Here is a 15,610-nt window from a genome sequence, read left to right as displayed (position 1 = left end):
TCGACGAGAGCCGCCTCGACGACACCGACGTCCTGTCCGGTGCCGACCCGGCCGAGATGCTCCGGGCCACCGCGGGCGCCGGCCCGCAGCTGCGTGAAGCCGTCTCGCTGGCCGCCGAGGCCGGCCTGCACGTCCTGTCCGAGGAGATCCGTCCCCGCGCGCTCGTCGTCGCCGGCGTCGGCACCGCGGCGCGCACCGGCGACGTGCTGAACGCGGTCGCCGGGCCGCGCTGCCCGGTGCCGGTCATCCTGCACCGCAGCCGGGGCGTGCCGGGCTGGGTCGGTGCCGCCGACGTCGTGATCGCGGTGTCCGCGTCCGGGCGCAGCCCCGAGGCGCTGGCCGCCGCCGAGGCCGCGATGCACCGCGGTGCCCGCCTGGTCGCGATCGGTGCACCCGACAGCGAGCTGCAGTCGATGGCCGAGCGCGCCCGGGCGCTGTTCGTCCCGGTGCCGCGTCGCCGCCCCGCCCGGGTGGCGTTCTGGTCGCTGGCCGCCCCGGTGCTGCTCGCCGGGCGTGCGCTGGGCATGTGCCAGGTCGCCGAGGCCGACTTCGCCGAGACCGCGACCCGGCTCGACAACGACGCCGACCGCTGCCGCCCGACCGCCGAGTCGTTCGTCAACGAGGGCAAGTCGCTGGCGATCGAGCTGGCCAACACGATCCCGGTCGTCTGGGGCACGTCGGCGCTGGCCACGGTCGCCGCGAACCGCTTCGCCGACCAGCTGGCCGCCAACGCGCGCTACCCCGCCATCGCCGGCAACCTGGTCGAGGCCGGCCGGGGTCGCGTCGGCCTGATCGACGGGGTGTTCGGCTCGCTCGCCGACGAGGCCGACGACTTCTTCGCCGACCGGGTCGACTCGGCCGGAACCACAAAGCTGCGCCTGGTCCTGCTGCGCGACGACGGCGAATCCGAGGTGGACGCAGCTCGTGCCACCGCGATTGAGAATTTGGCCCGGGAACGGGGTATAGGCGTCAGCGTGCTGAACGCGGAGGGTGGCTCCGAGCTCGAGCGGCTGGCGTCGCTCATCGCGGTGCCCGACTTCGCGTCGGTCTACCTGGCCCTGTTGCACGGTCTCGATCCGATCGCGGTTCGGGCTGTGTCCGAACTGAAGGAGCGGACCAACGCGTGAGCGCTGAAGGCGGCGTCAAGGCCATCGTCGCGGCCCTGATCGCCAACCTGGGCATCGCCCTGACCAAGCTGGTGGCGTGGCTGCTGACGGGTTCCTCGTCGATGCTCGCGGAGTCGATCCACTCACTGGCCGACTCCGGGAACCAGCTGTTGCTACTCATCGGTGGTCGGCGGTCGAAGAAGCCCGCCACCCCCGAGCACCCGTTCGGCTACGGCCGCGAGCGGTACATCTACGCGTTCATCGTCTCGATCGTGCTGTTCAGCGTCGGTGGCCTGTTCGCGCTGTACGAGGGCTACCACAAGATCCGGGAGCCGGAGGCGTTCCACTCGTGGCAGTGGGTGCCGGTCGCGGTGCTCCTGGTGGCCATCGCGCTGGAGAGCTACTCGTTCACGACCGCGTTCCGCGAGACGAACAAGACCCGCGGTTCGTCGTCGCTGATCACGTTCATCCGCCGGGCGAAGGCGCCCGAGCTGCCGGTGGTGCTGCTCGAGGACACCGCGGCGCTGCTCGGCCTGGTGTTCGCGCTGTTCGGCGTCAGCCTCACGCTGCTGACCGGCAACGGCATCTGGGACGGCGTCGGCACGATCATGATCGGCGTGCTGCTCGTGCTGGTCGCGGTCTTCCTCGCGATCGAGACGCAGAGCCTGCTGCTCGGTGAGGGCGCGAACCCCGAGGACATCCGCAGGATCGAGGCCGCGATCCTGTCCGACGGCGGCACGGTCGAGCACATCATCCACATGAAGACGCTCTACCTCGGGCCGGACGAGTTGCTGGTGGCGGCCAAGATCGCCGTCCACCACGACGACACCGCGGCCACGGTGGCCGACGCGATCGACGCCGCGGAGTCGCGCATCCGGAAAGCCGTGCCGGTCGCCCGGGTGATCTACCTGGAACCCGACATCTACCACGCGAACAAGGCGAAGCCCGAGCCGGCGGAGGCGGTCGCGTCGGGCGGGGAGGAGGGCGCGGCTCATGGAGCTGCTCACTAACCCGATCCGCACGTACGCCTGGGGTTCGCGGTCGGCGATCGCCGGGGTGCAGGGCCGCCCGGTGCCCAGCGCGGAGCCGGAGGCCGAGCTGTGGATGGGCGGTCACCCGTCGGCGCCGTCGCGGTTGACCAGGGACGGCGTCGAGCGTGGCCTCGACGCGCTGGTCGCGGCCGACCCGCAGCGTGAGCTCGGTTCGGCCGACGCGCCGGGCGCCCGGGTGCCGTTCCTGCTGAAGCTGCTCGCGGCCGAGACACCGCTGTCGCTGCAGGCCCACCCGAGCGACTCGCAGGCCCGGGCCGGTTTCGCGGCCGAACAGGCCGCCGGGCCCCCGATCGGCGACCCCCGGCGCAACTACGTCGATCCGCACCACAAGCCCGAGTTGATCTGCGCGGTCGGCCAGTTCTCCGCGCTCTGCGGGTTCCGGTCCCCGGTGCGGTCGGTGGCCGTGCTCACGCCGGTCGTCGCCGAGATCCCCGCGCTGCGCGCGCTCGTCGACGCGCTCCGCGCCTCGCCCGACGGCTCCGGTCTCCGTGCGTTCGTGGCCGGGCTCTTCGGCCTTCCCGACGCCGGGACCGTCGCCGATTCGTTCGCGGACGCGTGCCGCAAGCCACCGCCCGGAAACGACGACGCGGCGGCCGACCACGAGCTCGCGGTGTCGCTCGCCGCGCAGTACCCCGGCGACATCGGCATCGTGCTCGCGTTGCTGCTCAACCGGCTCGAGCTGGCGCCCGGGGAGGCGATCTTCCTCCCGGCCGGTGTGTTGCACGCCTATCTGCACGGGCTCGGCGTCGAGGTGATGGCCGCCTCCGACAACGTGCTGCGTGGCGGGCTCACCCCCAAGCACGTGGACGTCCAGGAGCTGCTGCGGGTGGTGCGGTTCGAGGAGACGCCCGCGGTGCCGTTCCCGGCGTCCGAACCCGGACCGGGCGTGCGCGTGTGGGCGCCGCCGGTGCCGGAGTTCGCGCTGACCCGCGTAGTGCTCGACGAGGCCGGCGGCGAGGCGTCGCTGGCGTCGGACGGGCCGCGCATCCTGTTCTGCCTCGAGGGCGAGGCCACCGTCGAGGACGGGACGGGCCCGGTCGAGCTGCGCGGCGGGGAGGCCGGCTACGTGTCGGCCGGCCACCGCGACGTGACGGTGACCGGCCGGGGAACGGTCTTCCAGGCGACGACCGGGGCCTAGGCTAGTTCTCCGGTCAGGCCGGGATCACGATCGTCGCCGGGGAACTCGTCCGGGGCACGGTCGGGGAGGCCGGCGGAGTCGACGGCCCCTTCGTCGGGCCCTTGGTCGGCGGCGTCGTGGTCGGGTCGTCGTCCGGCGGCGGCGTCGTCGGGTCGTCCTCGTCTTCGTCCTCGGTCGGGGTCGGCTCCGGGGTGGTCTTCGACGGCGTCGGCCGGGGCGTGGTGACCGACGGCGACGGCGTGGTGGGCTTGGTGCTCGGCGACTTCGTCGGCGGCTTCTTCGACGGCGAGCCCGGAGGCGTCCCGTCGTTGGTGCGCGGCTCCGGGATCGGGACCGGGTAGTCGTTCCCGGCGTTCGAGTCGATCTGGTAGCTGTCGGGCTTCGGCTCGTCGCGCCGGGTGTTGCTGTCCGGCGGGTCGCCGATCGGCGAGGGCCCATCGGACGCTTCCGCGCCGTCCGGGGTCGCCGCGGCCAGGACGTCCGACGGGTCGCCGGAGACCTGGCCCTGGGCGAGCATCACCCCGCCGAACGAGCACAGCAGGGCGACGACCGCCGCGACCGCTCCGGTGGCCACGCGCCGACGCAACGGAACGACGTTCGACGGCTGCACCGGGGGCGGCGGGAGGTAGGCGTTGCTCGGCGGCAGCTCCTCCCGTGCGCCCCAGGGCGAGCCGGAGTACGGGCTCTGATTGTTCGGCACGCTCCGCCGGTTCGGGACCACCGGGTGGACCTGGGTCGGCAACTCGGCGTGCGTGACCGTGACGCCGTCCACCGGCGAGGGCGGGGGTGTGGGGTTCGCTCGGGGGCGGGCGTTACCGGCCCCGTAGACGCTACTGAGCGCCGCGGCGAGCCCACCGGTCATCACGGTAGGCGCCGAAGCCGCCGCGATCCCAGCGTCGACCGCGGCCGCGCCCGCTCCGGCACTTCCCGCCCCACCCGCTGCGCCACCGCCCGCGCCTGCGGCGCTACCCATTCCGGCCACTGCGGCGCTTCCGGCGCCGCCCGCTGCGGCACCGCTGGCGCTTGCTGCGGTACCGGCTGCGCTCGCTGCGCCACCGCCCGCGCCCGCCGAGGCGCCGCTCGTGCCCGCTGCGGCACCGGTCGCGTTTGCCGCGGTACCGGTGGCGTTTGCTGCGGCATCGGTGGCGTTTGCGGCGGCACCGGTCGCGCCCGTGGCGCCGACGCTGCCAGCGCCTGCCGATGCCGCACCACCCGTACCTGCTGCTGCGCCACTCGTAGCTGCTGTTGCGCCACCGCCGGAACCTGCGGCGCTACCCATTCCGGCCGCTGCGGCGCTTCCGGCGCCGCCCGCGCCGCTGGCACCGCCCGCGCCGGCTCCTACCGCTGTCGCGCCACCCGTACCTGCTGCTGCGCCCCCGGTGGAACCTGCTGCGGCAGCACCTGCGCTGGTCGCTGCGGCCCCGGCCGAGCCGGCACCATTCGCGCCCGCCGCCGCAGAGCCCGCCGCCCCGGCACCGCTCGCGCCACTCGCTGCTGCGCCGCCCGCGCCTGCGCTGCTTGCTCCCGCGCCGCCCGCACTGCCTGCGCCGCCCACGCCCGCGCCGCCCACGCTGCCTGCGGCTGCGCTGCCTGCTGTCGCCGGGCCGACCGCTCCGGTGGAGGTTGCTGCCGCTCCACCGCCGCCGGCCGACGCCGCTGCGGACCCGGAGCCTGCCGCGCCCGCCGTAGCGGATCCGGCCGCCGCGACCGGGGTCGCCGCCGCTCCGGCCGAGGACGCTGCCACGGGCCCCACTGCCGTGGGCCCGACTGCCGCGGAGGTTGCCGCGCCGCCTGCGGACACCGCTGTGGACCCGAGAGTCGTCGCGGGAGTCACCGCCGCTCCGACACCGCCGGCCGCTAAAGCACCGGACCCGGCACCCGCTCCGCCCGCCACGGGTCCGACCGCCGCTCCAGCGCCGGCCGCCGAAGCCACCGCACTCCCAGCACCCGTCACCCCGGCGGCCGACCCCGCCGGCACCACCGACCCCGCGCCACCCACGCCCACGGCCGAGCCGCCCGCGCCCGGGGTCACACCCGCGCCGCCCGCCGCCACCGTCGGCGTGACCACCGTGGGAGCCGCCGACGCAGCCGTCGAAGCGCTCGTGGCCACCGCGAACGACGGGTGTTCCAGCGGTACAAGCCGCAGCCCCCGCCGGTATTCCAGCGCGATCTCGATCGTGTGCTCACGCAGGATCTCCGGCACCCCGAACACCGGAAGCGCCGCGCCCAACACCGACAACGCGTACTTGTCCTGGCTGTCGGCGCAGATTTTGCACCCGACCTCGGTACGGGTGCCGTACAGATGTCGCTCGATGACGCTCCGCATCGATCCAGGACGCCCGCCGGAAGCACCGGCGTGCCGCACGAGACGACGCAAATCCATGCAGCGCTCGCTGCCGTACCAGACCGCCACCGCGGTGGTCAGCGTCGCGCGGATCCGGTCGCGCGCCCGGCCGAGCACGGCCTGAGCGTTCCGGCCCCCGATCACGGTGACGAGCTCACGCACGTCCAGCCCGTCGTGCCACTCCAGTTCGAACAGCAGGCGCTCGCGGTAGGACAACGTCTCCATCGCGCGCCAGACCAGGCGCCGTAACTCGCCGTCGCCCCCGGCGTCCATGATCCCGACCAGCAGCGACGTGGTGGCGTCGGGCGTGCGGCGCGTCACCCGGCTGCGGCCTTCGCCGACCCGCAGCCCGTTCTCGTAGGCCGCGCGCGCGACCGCGAGTCGTACCTGCTCCGGCCGGGTCAGCCGGGCCGACGCCACGTTGCCGAGCGTCTGGCCGAGCGCCAGCGTCGCCTGGTCGTGGTCGCGCAGGGTGCGCATGAAGAGCCCGTAGGCCCACTGGTGGTAACGGTCGAAAAGGGCGTCGAGGCCGGCGGGGGACAAGCCGTCGGAAAAATCAGCGGCGTGCCGGCGGAACCCACCGGCCCAGCTCGCGCGTGTTCCTGGCACGGCGTCGAACTCGGTGCTGTTGCCCTCGCGCAGGGCAGCGAGCACCGCGGCGTCTTCTCGTAAGCCAAACGGAAGGGCGTCGCCGATCGTTGCCATCCAGTTCCTCGCCTCCGGTCCCACCTTGATGATGTCACCCTTGGTCCGGGTGGCCGAGGACGTTCCCCGCCGTTGTCGCATAACAGACTCAGCCGTCGGTCTATTGACGTCGCCGGACCGTGTTCGGTTGCGTTTCGCGGCCGATTCGAAACCTTCACAGAACGCTGCTAACCTCAAATGGCAATGAGTACGCTCACGATCCAGGAGGCGGCGGAGACCACCGGGTGGTCACCGCGGATGCTCCGGTACATCGAACAGGTAGGGCTGGTGGCCGCGCCGCGGTCGGCCGGCGGGTACCGCCTGTACGGACCGGCCGAGCTCCAACGTCTCCGGACGCTGCGGGAGCTGCTGCAGAGCTTCGACATCGGCCTGACCGACGTCGGGTTCGCGCTGCGGCTGCGCCGCGACGAGGAGCTTCGGGCTGCCCTGGACGAATGGTTCCAGGCGCGCCCGGCTCCCCCGGCGGATGTTCCCGCCGACGACTGGCTGCGCTGGGAGTACGACAAGCACCAGAAGTTGCTGGCCGAGATCCCGGTCGCGCAGCGCTCCCGTCCCGCCCCGGTTGATGCCCCCACCGGGGCATACCCGATCGTTGACATACCGGACGACACCGGGACGTACCCGGTCGTCGATATCCAGGACACCCACATGCCGAGGCGTCCCGGAGCGCACCGGAACCACGAGGAGAACTGATGACAGCCGTCACCGACGCCCCGGCGGGAACCCTCCCGTTCAAGGTCGCCGACCTCTCCCTGGCCGCGTTCGGCCGCAAGGAGATCCAGCTCGCCGAGCACGAGATGCCCGGGCTGATGTCCATCCGCAAGGAGTTCGCGGCCGAGCAGCCGCTGCGTGGCGCCCGCATCACCGGGTCGCTGCACATGACCATCCAGACCGCGGTGCTCATCGAGACCCTGGTCGCGCTCGGCGCCGAGGTGCGCTGGGCCTCCTGCAACATCTTCTCCACCCAGGACCACGCGGCGGCCGCCGTCGCGGTGGGCCCGAACGGCACCGCGGAGGACCCCCAGGGCGTCCCGGTCTTCGCCTGGAAGGGCGAGACGCTGGAGGAGTACTGGTGGTGCACCGAGCAGATCCTGACCTGGCCCGGCGGTAAGGGCCCGAACATGATCCTCGACGACGGCGGCGACGTGACGCTGCTGGTGCACAAGGGCGTCGAGTTCGAGAAGGTCGGCTCCGCGCCGGCTCCGGAGACCGCTGACAGCGAGGAGTTCGGCGTCATCCTGACGCTGCTCAACCGCACCCTCGCCGAGGACCCGCAGCGCTGGACCACGGTCGCCAAGGACATCAAGGGCGTCACCGAGGAGACCACGACGGGCGTCCACCGCCTGTACGAGTTCGCCAAGGCCGGCACGCTGCTCTTCCCGGCGATCAACGTCAACGACTCGGTCACCAAGAGCAAGTTCGACAACAAGTACGGCTGCCGTCACTCGCTGATCGACGGCATCAACCGCGGCACCGACGTGCTCATCGGCGGCAAGGTCGCGGTCGTCTTCGGCTACGGCGACGTGGGCAAGGGTTCCGCCGAGTCGCTGCGCGGCCAGGGTGCCCGGGTCATCGTCACCGAGATCGACCCGATCTGCGCGCTGCAGGCGGCGATGGACGGCTACCAGGTCACCACGCTGGACGAGGTCGTCGGCATCGCCGACATCTTCATCACGACGACCGGCAACAAGGACATCATCATGGCCGCCGACATGGCCAAGATGAAGCACCAGGCGATCGTCGGCAACATCGGCCACTTCGACAACGAGATCGACATGGCCGGCCTGGCGAAGACCCCGGGCATCGTCCGGAACAACATCAAGCCGCAGGTCGACGAGTGGGTCTTCGAGGACGGCCACTCGATCATCGTGCTGTCCGAGGGTCGTCTGCTGAACCTGGGCAACGCCACCGGTCACCCGAGCTTCGTGATGTCGAACAGCTTCGCGAACCAGACGATCGCCCAGATCGAGCTGTTCACCAAGACGTCGGAGTACGACAAGCAGGTGTACGTCCTGCCGAAGCACCTCGACGAGAAGGTGGCCCGGTTGCACCTGGACGCTCTCGGCGTGAAGCTCACCGAGCTCAACAAGGAGCAGGCCGACTACATCGGCGTGCCGGTGGAAGGGCCCTACAAGCCCGACCACTACCGGTACTGATTCCTCCGGAGATCGATGTGTCGCGGCCCCCGCGAGTGGGTATGGGGGCCGCTGCCGGAGTTTCGCCGTCGAACGCCGGGTCGCATCGGGTAGCCATCTATGGTTGCCCGAGGTCGCAACACTGACCCCGACGTTCGCCGGAGCAACGCCGGGGCATCCGCATGCGGGTGCCCCGGCGCCGAGTTACCGGGTGGCTACGCCGCCAGGAGGTGCTGTGTCCAAGGACGGGTCCGAGTCCGCCGTCAGCTGGCCACCGAAGCTGGTCCGTCCGTTGCGCTCACGGGCCGTCTTCCTCCTCGCGTTCGCCGCGTTCTTCCTCGTCAGCGCCGGTTGGGCGCTCGCGCTGCCTGCCAACGGCACCAATGACGAGGACGAGCACATCATCCGCGCCTACGGGGCGGCCAGCGGGCAGCTGTACTCCGCGCCCGCGGCCGCTGCCCGGGGTGGCGGCGCCTGGTACGACGTCCCGCGCAGCCTGCTGCCGGTGAACGCCGACTGCACGTACCGCTGGGAACTGCCGGCGTCCTGCCTGCAGCGCCCGCCGGACGACCCGAGCCGCACCGAGGTCGGCACCGCGGCCGGGCGGTACAACCCGCTCTACTACGTGCCGGTCGGGCTCCCGATGGTGATCAGCCCGAACATGGGTGGCATCATCCTCGGGCGGCTGATCTCGGCCGGCCTGGTGGCCGGCCTGCTGGCCGCGTCCGCGACGATCGCGGTGCGGCGACGCAGCCCGTTGCTGCTCGCGGCCGTGCTGGTGGCGGCCACGCCGAACCTGCTCAACCTCGCCGGCTCGATCAACCCGAGCGGCCTGGAGCTGGCCGCCGGTGTCCTGACCTGGACCGCGCTCCTGACGCTGGTCCGCGCCCGCGAGGGCGAACTGAGCGATCGGTGGACGAGCCAGCTGTTGCTGGCCGCCGGTATCGGCGCCGCGACGCTCGTCTCGATCCGCACGCTCGGCCCGCTGCTGCTCGGGCTGACCGTGCTGGCCTGCATGGCGGCGGCCCGGCCCGGCCGCACCCGGGAACTGCGCCAGCGCCGTGACTTCCGGCTGGTCGGGATCGGGGTCTCGATCGCCGGTCTGTTCGGCGTCGCGTGGACGCTCTTCTCCGGCATCCTCAACAACCCACCCGCCGAGCCGACGCCACGGCACCTCTCGTTCGGCGAGAAGCTGTCGTACATCGTGGGCGACCGGTTGACCCAGTGGGTGGCCCAGGTGATCGGCCGCTTCAGCTACGGCGAGGTGCAGGCGCCCAACGGGATGCTGGTGGCCTGGTACGCGCTGGCGCTGCTGATCATCGTGCCGACGCTTCTGTTCGCCACCTGGCGCCAGGTGTGCGTGATGCTCGGCGTCGCGGCGGTGAGCGTCGCGCTGCTCGTCGGTTTCGAGGTGCTGTACTACCAGCAGATCGGCTGGGCGCAGCAGAGCCGGTACATCCTGCCGTTCGGCGTCGGCGTGCTGCTGTTCGCCGGGAGCCTGCGCCGCTGGGAACACCGCTTCGGTGAGCAGGCCACCAAGCGGTTCGTCCTGCTCTGCGGCTCGGTCGCCGCCCTGATGCACCTCTGGGCACTGGCCGTCGTGATGACGCGGTTCCAGGTCGACCAGCGGGAGAAGGCGCTCGGTGCGCTGCACGGCACCTGGCTGCCCAACGTCGGTCCGCAGCTCCCGCTGCTCACCACCGCGCTCGGCGGCCTGCTCCTGATCGCCCTGGTCGTGCTCACCCGCGCGCCCAAGCCGGGAGCCGCGGCGGCGTTCACGGTCGGGCTCGACGCGCTCGTGCCCGGCCGGCGCCAGCCGCAGACCGTCTTGGCCGCGAGAACCTCCGCAAAAGCGGATCAAAGCGAAGACTGACCTCGACCGTCGGTCACTGCGGATCGGTTCAGTGAACGACGACCTCCCGGACCGGCCGCGCCGGGCGCGGCACTGTCGCACCCGACCACTAGGGTGGCCGAGACGAGGCGGGGCAGGGGTTCTCCGCCGGGGAGGATGAGGTCGTGTTTCGAGGCCGGTGGGTGCTCCTCGTCGCGGTCGTCTCGTTCTTCCTGATGAGCGCGGGCTGGGCTGCCGCCCTGCCGATCAACGGCACGTACGACGAGTCGCAGCACCTCGTCCGTGCGTACGGCGTCGTCAGCGGGCAGGTCTACGCCGAGCCGACGAACGCGATCCGGGGCGGCGGGGCCTGGTTCGAGGTGCCGAAGAGCCTGCTCCCCGGCGACATCGACTGCACGTTCAAGGACGAAGACCGTCCCCCGGCCAGTTGCCAGACGCCGGCGCCCGACGACGAGTCCACCACCCGGGTGGGCAGCGCCGCCGGTCGGTACAACCCGGTGTACTACGCGGCGGTCGGCCTTCCCCTGCTCATCTCGCCCGACTTCGCCGGCGTCGTCGGCGCGCGCCTGGTCTCCGCGCTCGGTGCCGCCCTGATGCTCGGCGCCGCGGTGCTCATCGCGTTCCGGCGCCGTCGTCCGCTGCTCCTCGCCGGCCTGGTCGTGGTCGCCACCCCGATGGCGATGAACCTCAACGGCGCGATCAACCCGAACGGGTGGGAGATCGCGGCCGGCGTTCTGCTCTGGTCGGCGCTGCTGACGCTGTTCCGGGCCCGCCCCGGTGAGCTCGACGAACGGTTCACCCGCCAACTGGTCGTGCTGGCCGGCATCACCGGCTCGCTGCTGCTGGTGCTGCGCGCGCTCGGCCCGGTCTTCCTGGTGCTCATCGTCGCGGCCTGCCTGCTGCTCGCCCGTCGCGGTGCGGTGATGGCGCTGGTGCGCAGGCACGACGTCTGGTGGGTGCTCGGCACCGGCGCGTTCGTCGGCCTGTACGCGATCGGCTGGATGCTGCTCTCCGGGCTGTCCGACAGCGAGGGCGCGATCGGCAACGACGCGGCGAACATCCCCTGGTCCGACGCGCTGCGGCAGCTCTCGCTCACCCGGATGACGTTCTGGGTCAACCAGATCGTCGGCCAGTTCGGCTATGGCGAGACCACGGTGCCGAACTGGACGATCGTCGCCTGGTACCTGCTGGTCGCGGCGCTCGTCGGCCCGGCGCTCGCGGTCGTCAAGCGTCGGCACGCGCTCGTGCTGCTCGCGGTGCTGGCCACGTCGTTCCTGTCGTTGATCGCGCTGGAGCTGTTCTACCTGCGCAACATCGGCTGGTCGCAGCACGGCCGGTACATCATGCCGTTCGGCGTCGGCCTGGTGCTGGCCGCCGTGTCGCTGCGCCGGCTCGATCGTGCGCTCGGCCCCACCGGCGTGGCCCGGATCGTTCCGGGCGTCGCCGTGGTCACCGGTGTCCTGCACGTCTGGACGCTGCTGCTGGTGCAGTCACGCTTCCAGTTCGGGCAGGGGCGCGGCCTCAACCCGCTGAGCGGCAGCTGGACGCCGCCACTCGGCTCGTTCGCCCCGCTGCTGCTCGAGATCGCCGGTGTCGTGGCCCTCGCGGCCCTCTCGGTCTGGTTCGTCCGGCGGATGACGCCCACCGACGCGGTGGTGGCGACTACGCCCGGGGCGTCGCCGGATGAAACGCTGGACCCCGTGCAGCCCCACAGTGCAGTGCAGCCCGATGACGCTCCCGTGGTGACGAGCGTGCCCGCGACGCCGGCTCAGGCCGCGGCCGAGACCCGGCTCCCCAACGGAGCGGTCGCTCCGTGAGTGCTCCTCGGGTCCAGTACGACGTGGCCGACCTCGGGCTCGCCGCGCACGGGCACAGCCGCATCGAGTGGGCCGACCGCTCGATGCCGGTGCTGCGCGCGATCCGTGACCGCTTCGCCGCCCAGCGTCCGTTCGAGGGCGTCCGCATCGCGGCCTGCCTGAACATCACCGCGGAGACCGCCAACCTGGTTCGCACGCTGCAGGCCGGCGGCGCGGAGATCCGGCTCTGCGCGTCCAACCCGCTCTCCACGCAGGACGACACCGCGGCCGCGCTGGTCACCGAGTTCGGCGTCAGCGTGTTCGCCCGCCACCGTTCGGACTCGGTCACCTACCGCGAGCACCTCGACGCGGTGCTCGCCCGGGCGCCCGAACTGGTGCTCGACGACGCCTGCGACCTGGCCACCGCGCTCCACACCGACTACCAGGACCTGCTCGCGGGCCTGCGTGGCGGCTGCGAGGAGACCACCAGCGGTGTCGTGCGGCTGCGCGCGATGGCGTCGGCCGGTGCGCTGCGGTACCCGGTGGTCGCGGTCACCGACACACCGACGAAGAACCTCGTCGACAACCGCATCGGCACCGCCCAGTCCTCGATCGACGCGTTGCTGCGCAGCACGAACACCTTGCTCGCGGGCGCGAACGTGGTGGTCGCCGGGTTCGGGCACGTCGGCCAGGGCATCGCGGCGCGGCTCGCGGGCCTGGGCTCGCGGGTCATCGTCACCGAGGTCGATCCGGCCCGGGCCCTGGATGCCACGCTCAGCGGCTACGCGGTGCTGACGATGGCCGAGGCCGCGCCACTCGGGGACGTGTTCATCACGGTCACCGGCAACCGCGACGTCATCCGCGACGAGCACTTCGCGCTGATGAAGGACGGCGCGGTGCTGGCCAACGCCGGTCACTTCGACCTGGAGATCGACGTGGCCTGGCTGGCCGCGAACGCGATCGCGCGCAACGTCGAGGTGCGCCCGCACGTCGACGAGTACGTGCAGAAGGACGGCCGGCGGCTGCTCCTCGTCGCCGAGGGCCGGGTCGCCAACCTGGCCGGGGCGGAAGGCCACCCCGCCGCCGTGATGGACATCGCGTTCGGGATGCAGGCGTTGTCGGCGGAGTGGCTGCTGCGTACCGAGCCCGGGGTCCTCCCGGCTGCGGTGCTGGAGGTTCCACCGGGCATCGACCGGGAGATCGCGCGGTTGAAACTCGCCGCGCTCGACGTGACTCTCGACATCCTCACCGAAACTCAGCTCGCGTACCTCACCAGCTGGTCGTCCTGACCTGCGGTTTTGTTGCCGCCTACCGTCCACATAGTTGTGTGATCCAATTGGTAGGGGCTACCCGGTTGAGTTCGCCTTAGGTAAGGCTTACCGTTGCTGCGCTCAACGAGACAGCGCAACGGAAGGTAGCGGACGTTGGATTACTTCTTTCCGAACCTTCTGATCGGGCTCCGCGAGGGGCTCGAAGCCGCACTCGTGGTGAGCATCCTGGTCGCGTACCTGGTCAAGACCGAGCGGCGCAACCGCTTGCCGCTCGTCTGGGCCGGGGTGGCCGGCGCGGTCGTACTGTCGGTGGCGTTCGGTGCGCTGCTCACGTACGCCGTCACCGGCCTCGACACGTTCAAACAGCAGGAGTTGGCCGGCGGTGTCCTCTCGATCGTCGCGGTCGGGCTCGTCACCTGGATGATCTTCTGGATGCGCCGGACGGCCCGGCACCTGAAGGCCGAGCTCACCGACCGGCTCGAAGCGGCGATCGCGATGGGCGCCGGCGCGGTCGCCCTGATGGCTTTCCTCGCGGTGGCCCGCGAGGGCCTGGAGACCACGCTGTTCTTCTTCAGCGCGGCCCAGCAGGCCGACAGCGAGGCCGGGCCGCTGCTCGGTTTCCTGGTCGGCATTGCGATCGCGGTCGCGCTGGCGTTCGCGCTCTACCAGGGCGCGGTCCGCATCAACCTCGCCACGTTCTTCACCTGGACCGGAGCGCTGCTCGTCGTCGTCGCGGCAGGCATCTTCGCGTACGGCTTCCACGACCTGCAGGAAGCCGACGTCCTGCCCGGACTGGAGACGCTGGCGTTCGACGTCAGCGCGCAGATCCCGCCGGACAGCTGGTACGGCACGTTGCTCAAGGGCATCTTCAACTTCCAGCCGCAGACCACCGTGCTCCAGGCCGTCGCCTGGGTCGCCTACCTGGTCCCGGTCCTCACCTTCTTCCTCTGGCCGAGCAGCAAGCCCGCGGAGAAGACGCCCGAGCCGGTAACCACTACCCCTTAAGAGAAAGACCGCCACATGCGCATGTCCAGACCCACCACCGTGTTCGCGCTGGCCCTCGCGGGCGCCACGCTGCTCGGTGCGGCCGGCTGCAGTTCGTCCGACGACGACAAGGCTTCCGGCGGGAAGAGCGGGGGGCCGATCTCGGTCGCGGCCACCGACTCGTCCTGCAAGGTCGACCAGACCGAGCTCGACGCCGGTACCAGCACGTTCGAGATCAAGAACACCGGTTCGAAGGTCACCGAGTTCTACGTGTACGCCGAGGGCGACCGGATCATGGGCGAGGTCGAGAACATCGGCCCCGGCCTGACCCGCAAGCTGATCGTCGAGCTGCCCGCCGGCTCGTACGAGGGCGCCTGCAAGCCCGGCATGAAGGGCAACGGTCTGCGCACCGCGCTGAAGGTCACCGGCGCGAGCGAGTCGCTCGGCACCGACGCGCAGCTCGCCGAGGCCACCGCGAGCTACCAGCGCTACGTGAAGAGCCAGACCGCGGCGCTGATCACCAAGACCACCGAGTTCGTGAACGCGGTGAAGGCCAACGACGTCCCGAAGGCGAAGGCGCTCTTCCCGGTCGCGCGTACCTACTGGGAGCGGATCGAGCCGGTGGCCGAGAGCTTCGGCGACCTCGACCCGCGCACGGACGCCCGCGAGAACGACGTCGAGCCGGGTACCGAGTGGACCGGGTTCCACCGGATCGAGAAGGACCTGTGGGTCACCGGGGACGTCTCGAAGGACGGCGCGCTCGCCGACCAGCTGCTGAAGGACATCCAGGAGGTCGTCACCAAGTCCAACTCGGTGAAGCTGTCGCCGCTGCAGCTGGCGAACGGCGCGAAGGGCCTGCTCGACGAGGTGGCGACCGGCAAGATCACCGGTGAGGAAGACCGGTACTCGCACACCGACCTGTGGGACTTCCAGGCCAACGTCGAGGGCTCGAAGGCCGCGATCGCGGCGCTGCGCCCGACCCTGGAGGACCGGGACCCCGCGCTGGTGAAGGAGCTCGACACCCGTTTCGGCGCGGTGCAGAAGTTGCTGGACGCGCAGGCCACCGAGGACGGGTTCAAGCTCTACACCGAGCTGACCCCGGCCGAGATCAAGGCGTTCGCGACCGCGGTCGACGCGTTGAGCGAGCCGCTGAGCAAGGTCGCCGCGGTCGTCGCGCAGAAGTAGGCCGTTCGAGGGCGCCCCGGTCGCACACCGGGGTGCCCTCGA

At 71.5% G+C, this 15,610-nt stretch carries 11 protein-coding genes; 10 read left to right on the top strand and 1 reads right to left on the bottom strand.

Features of this window, described 5'->3' with window-relative positions; translation table 11 throughout:
- Positions 1-56: 56 nt before the first annotated feature.
- Genes CRYAR_RS36390 through manA form a run of 3 tightly spaced genes read left to right on the top strand, consistent with a single transcriptional unit; the run spans position 57 to position 3,296 of the window.
- Complete coding sequence (locus CRYAR_RS36390; protein ID WP_084702039.1) at positions 57-1,127, top strand: SIS domain-containing protein; 1,071 nt, start codon at positions 57-59, stop codon at positions 1,125-1,127.
- A complete protein-coding gene (locus CRYAR_RS36385) occupies positions 1,124-2,116 on the top strand; it encodes a cation diffusion facilitator family transporter (RefSeq protein ID WP_051571405.1) in 993 nt (330 codons plus the stop codon). The genes CRYAR_RS36390 and CRYAR_RS36385 overlap by 4 nt, the downstream gene beginning before the upstream one ends.
- Positions 2,100-3,296, top strand: coding sequence for a mannose-6-phosphate isomerase, class I (gene manA, locus CRYAR_RS36380; RefSeq protein WP_035857734.1), 1,197 nt, complete (start codon positions 2,100-2,102; stop codon positions 3,294-3,296). Before CRYAR_RS36385 ends, manA begins: the two co-directional genes overlap by 17 nt.
- Positions 3,297-3,309: 13 nt before the next feature.
- Here manA and CRYAR_RS47770 read toward each other — a convergent pair whose 3' ends face one another.
- The gene (locus CRYAR_RS47770; RefSeq protein ID WP_157018322.1) at positions 3,310-6,345 is read right to left on the bottom strand and encodes an RNA polymerase sigma factor; all 3,036 of its coding nucleotides are present in this window, start codon (positions 6,343-6,345) and stop codon (positions 3,310-3,312) included.
- A 183-nt stretch (positions 6,346-6,528) separates the two neighbouring features.
- Between CRYAR_RS47770 and CRYAR_RS44100 the strand changes: the two genes are divergently transcribed.
- The 7 genes from CRYAR_RS44100 (at position 6,529) to efeO (ending at position 15,568) form a co-directional block, all read left to right on the top strand.
- Positions 6,529-7,038, top strand: a complete 510-nt coding sequence (locus tag CRYAR_RS44100; RefSeq protein WP_063725816.1) for a MerR family transcriptional regulator — start codon at positions 6,529-6,531, stop codon at positions 7,036-7,038.
- Complete coding sequence (gene ahcY / locus CRYAR_RS36365) at positions 7,038-8,501, top strand: adenosylhomocysteinase (protein WP_035857732.1); 1,464 nt, start codon at positions 7,038-7,040, stop codon at positions 8,499-8,501. The genes CRYAR_RS44100 and ahcY (CRYAR_RS36365) overlap by 1 nt, the downstream gene beginning before the upstream one ends.
- Before the next feature lie 214 nt (positions 8,502-8,715).
- Positions 8,716-10,353, top strand: coding sequence for a DUF2142 domain-containing protein (locus tag CRYAR_RS36360; RefSeq protein WP_035857731.1), 1,638 nt, complete (start codon positions 8,716-8,718; stop codon positions 10,351-10,353).
- A 143-nt stretch (positions 10,354-10,496) separates the two neighbouring features.
- Positions 10,497-12,149, top strand: a complete 1,653-nt coding sequence (locus CRYAR_RS36355; RefSeq protein WP_157018320.1) for a DUF2142 domain-containing protein — start codon at positions 10,497-10,499, stop codon at positions 12,147-12,149.
- Positions 12,146-13,417: an adenosylhomocysteinase gene (gene ahcY / locus CRYAR_RS36350; protein WP_035857729.1), complete on the top strand. Its 1,272-nt coding sequence runs from the start codon at positions 12,146-12,148 to the stop codon at positions 13,415-13,417. The genes CRYAR_RS36355 and ahcY (CRYAR_RS36350) overlap by 4 nt, the downstream gene beginning before the upstream one ends.
- A gap of 135 nt (positions 13,418-13,552) precedes the next feature.
- Entirely contained in the window at positions 13,553-14,404 is an 852-nt protein-coding gene (gene efeU / locus CRYAR_RS36345) for an iron uptake transporter permease EfeU (protein ID WP_035857728.1), read from the top strand.
- 15 nt (positions 14,405-14,419) lie between these two features.
- Positions 14,420-15,568, top strand: a complete 1,149-nt coding sequence (gene efeO / locus CRYAR_RS36340; protein ID WP_157018318.1) for an iron uptake system protein EfeO — start codon at positions 14,420-14,422, stop codon at positions 15,566-15,568.
- The last annotated feature ends 42 nt before the right edge of the window (positions 15,569-15,610 follow it).

Origin of the sequence: Cryptosporangium arvum DSM 44712 (genome assembly GCF_000585375.1) — a bacterium.
Classification (GTDB): Bacteria; Actinomycetota; Actinomycetes; order Mycobacteriales; family Cryptosporangiaceae; genus Cryptosporangium; species Cryptosporangium arvum.
The sequence above is the reverse complement of the archived record's forward strand: the minus strand, read 5'-3'. Positions and strand labels throughout refer to the sequence as shown.

What these genes read in the sequence shown, in the direction of transcription:
- CRYAR_RS36390 (WP_084702039.1), top strand. Translation starts at nt 57, where the DNA reads ATGCTCCGGGCCACCGCGGGCGCCGGCCCGCAGCTGCGTGAAGCCGTC.
- manA (WP_035857734.1), top strand. Translation starts at nt 2,100, where the DNA reads ATGGAGCTGCTCACTAACCCGATCCGCACGTACGCCTGGGGTTCGCGG.
- CRYAR_RS47770 (WP_157018322.1), bottom strand. Translation starts at nt 6,345, where the DNA reads ATGGCAACGATCGGCGACGCCCTTCCGTTTGGCTTACGAGAAGACGCC.
- CRYAR_RS44100 (WP_063725816.1), top strand. Translation starts at nt 6,529, where the DNA reads ATGAGTACGCTCACGATCCAGGAGGCGGCGGAGACCACCGGGTGGTCA.
- ahcY (WP_035857732.1), top strand. Translation starts at nt 7,038, where the DNA reads ATGACAGCCGTCACCGACGCCCCGGCGGGAACCCTCCCGTTCAAGGTC.
- efeO (WP_157018318.1), top strand. Translation starts at nt 14,420, where the DNA reads ATGCGCATGTCCAGACCCACCACCGTGTTCGCGCTGGCCCTCGCGGGC.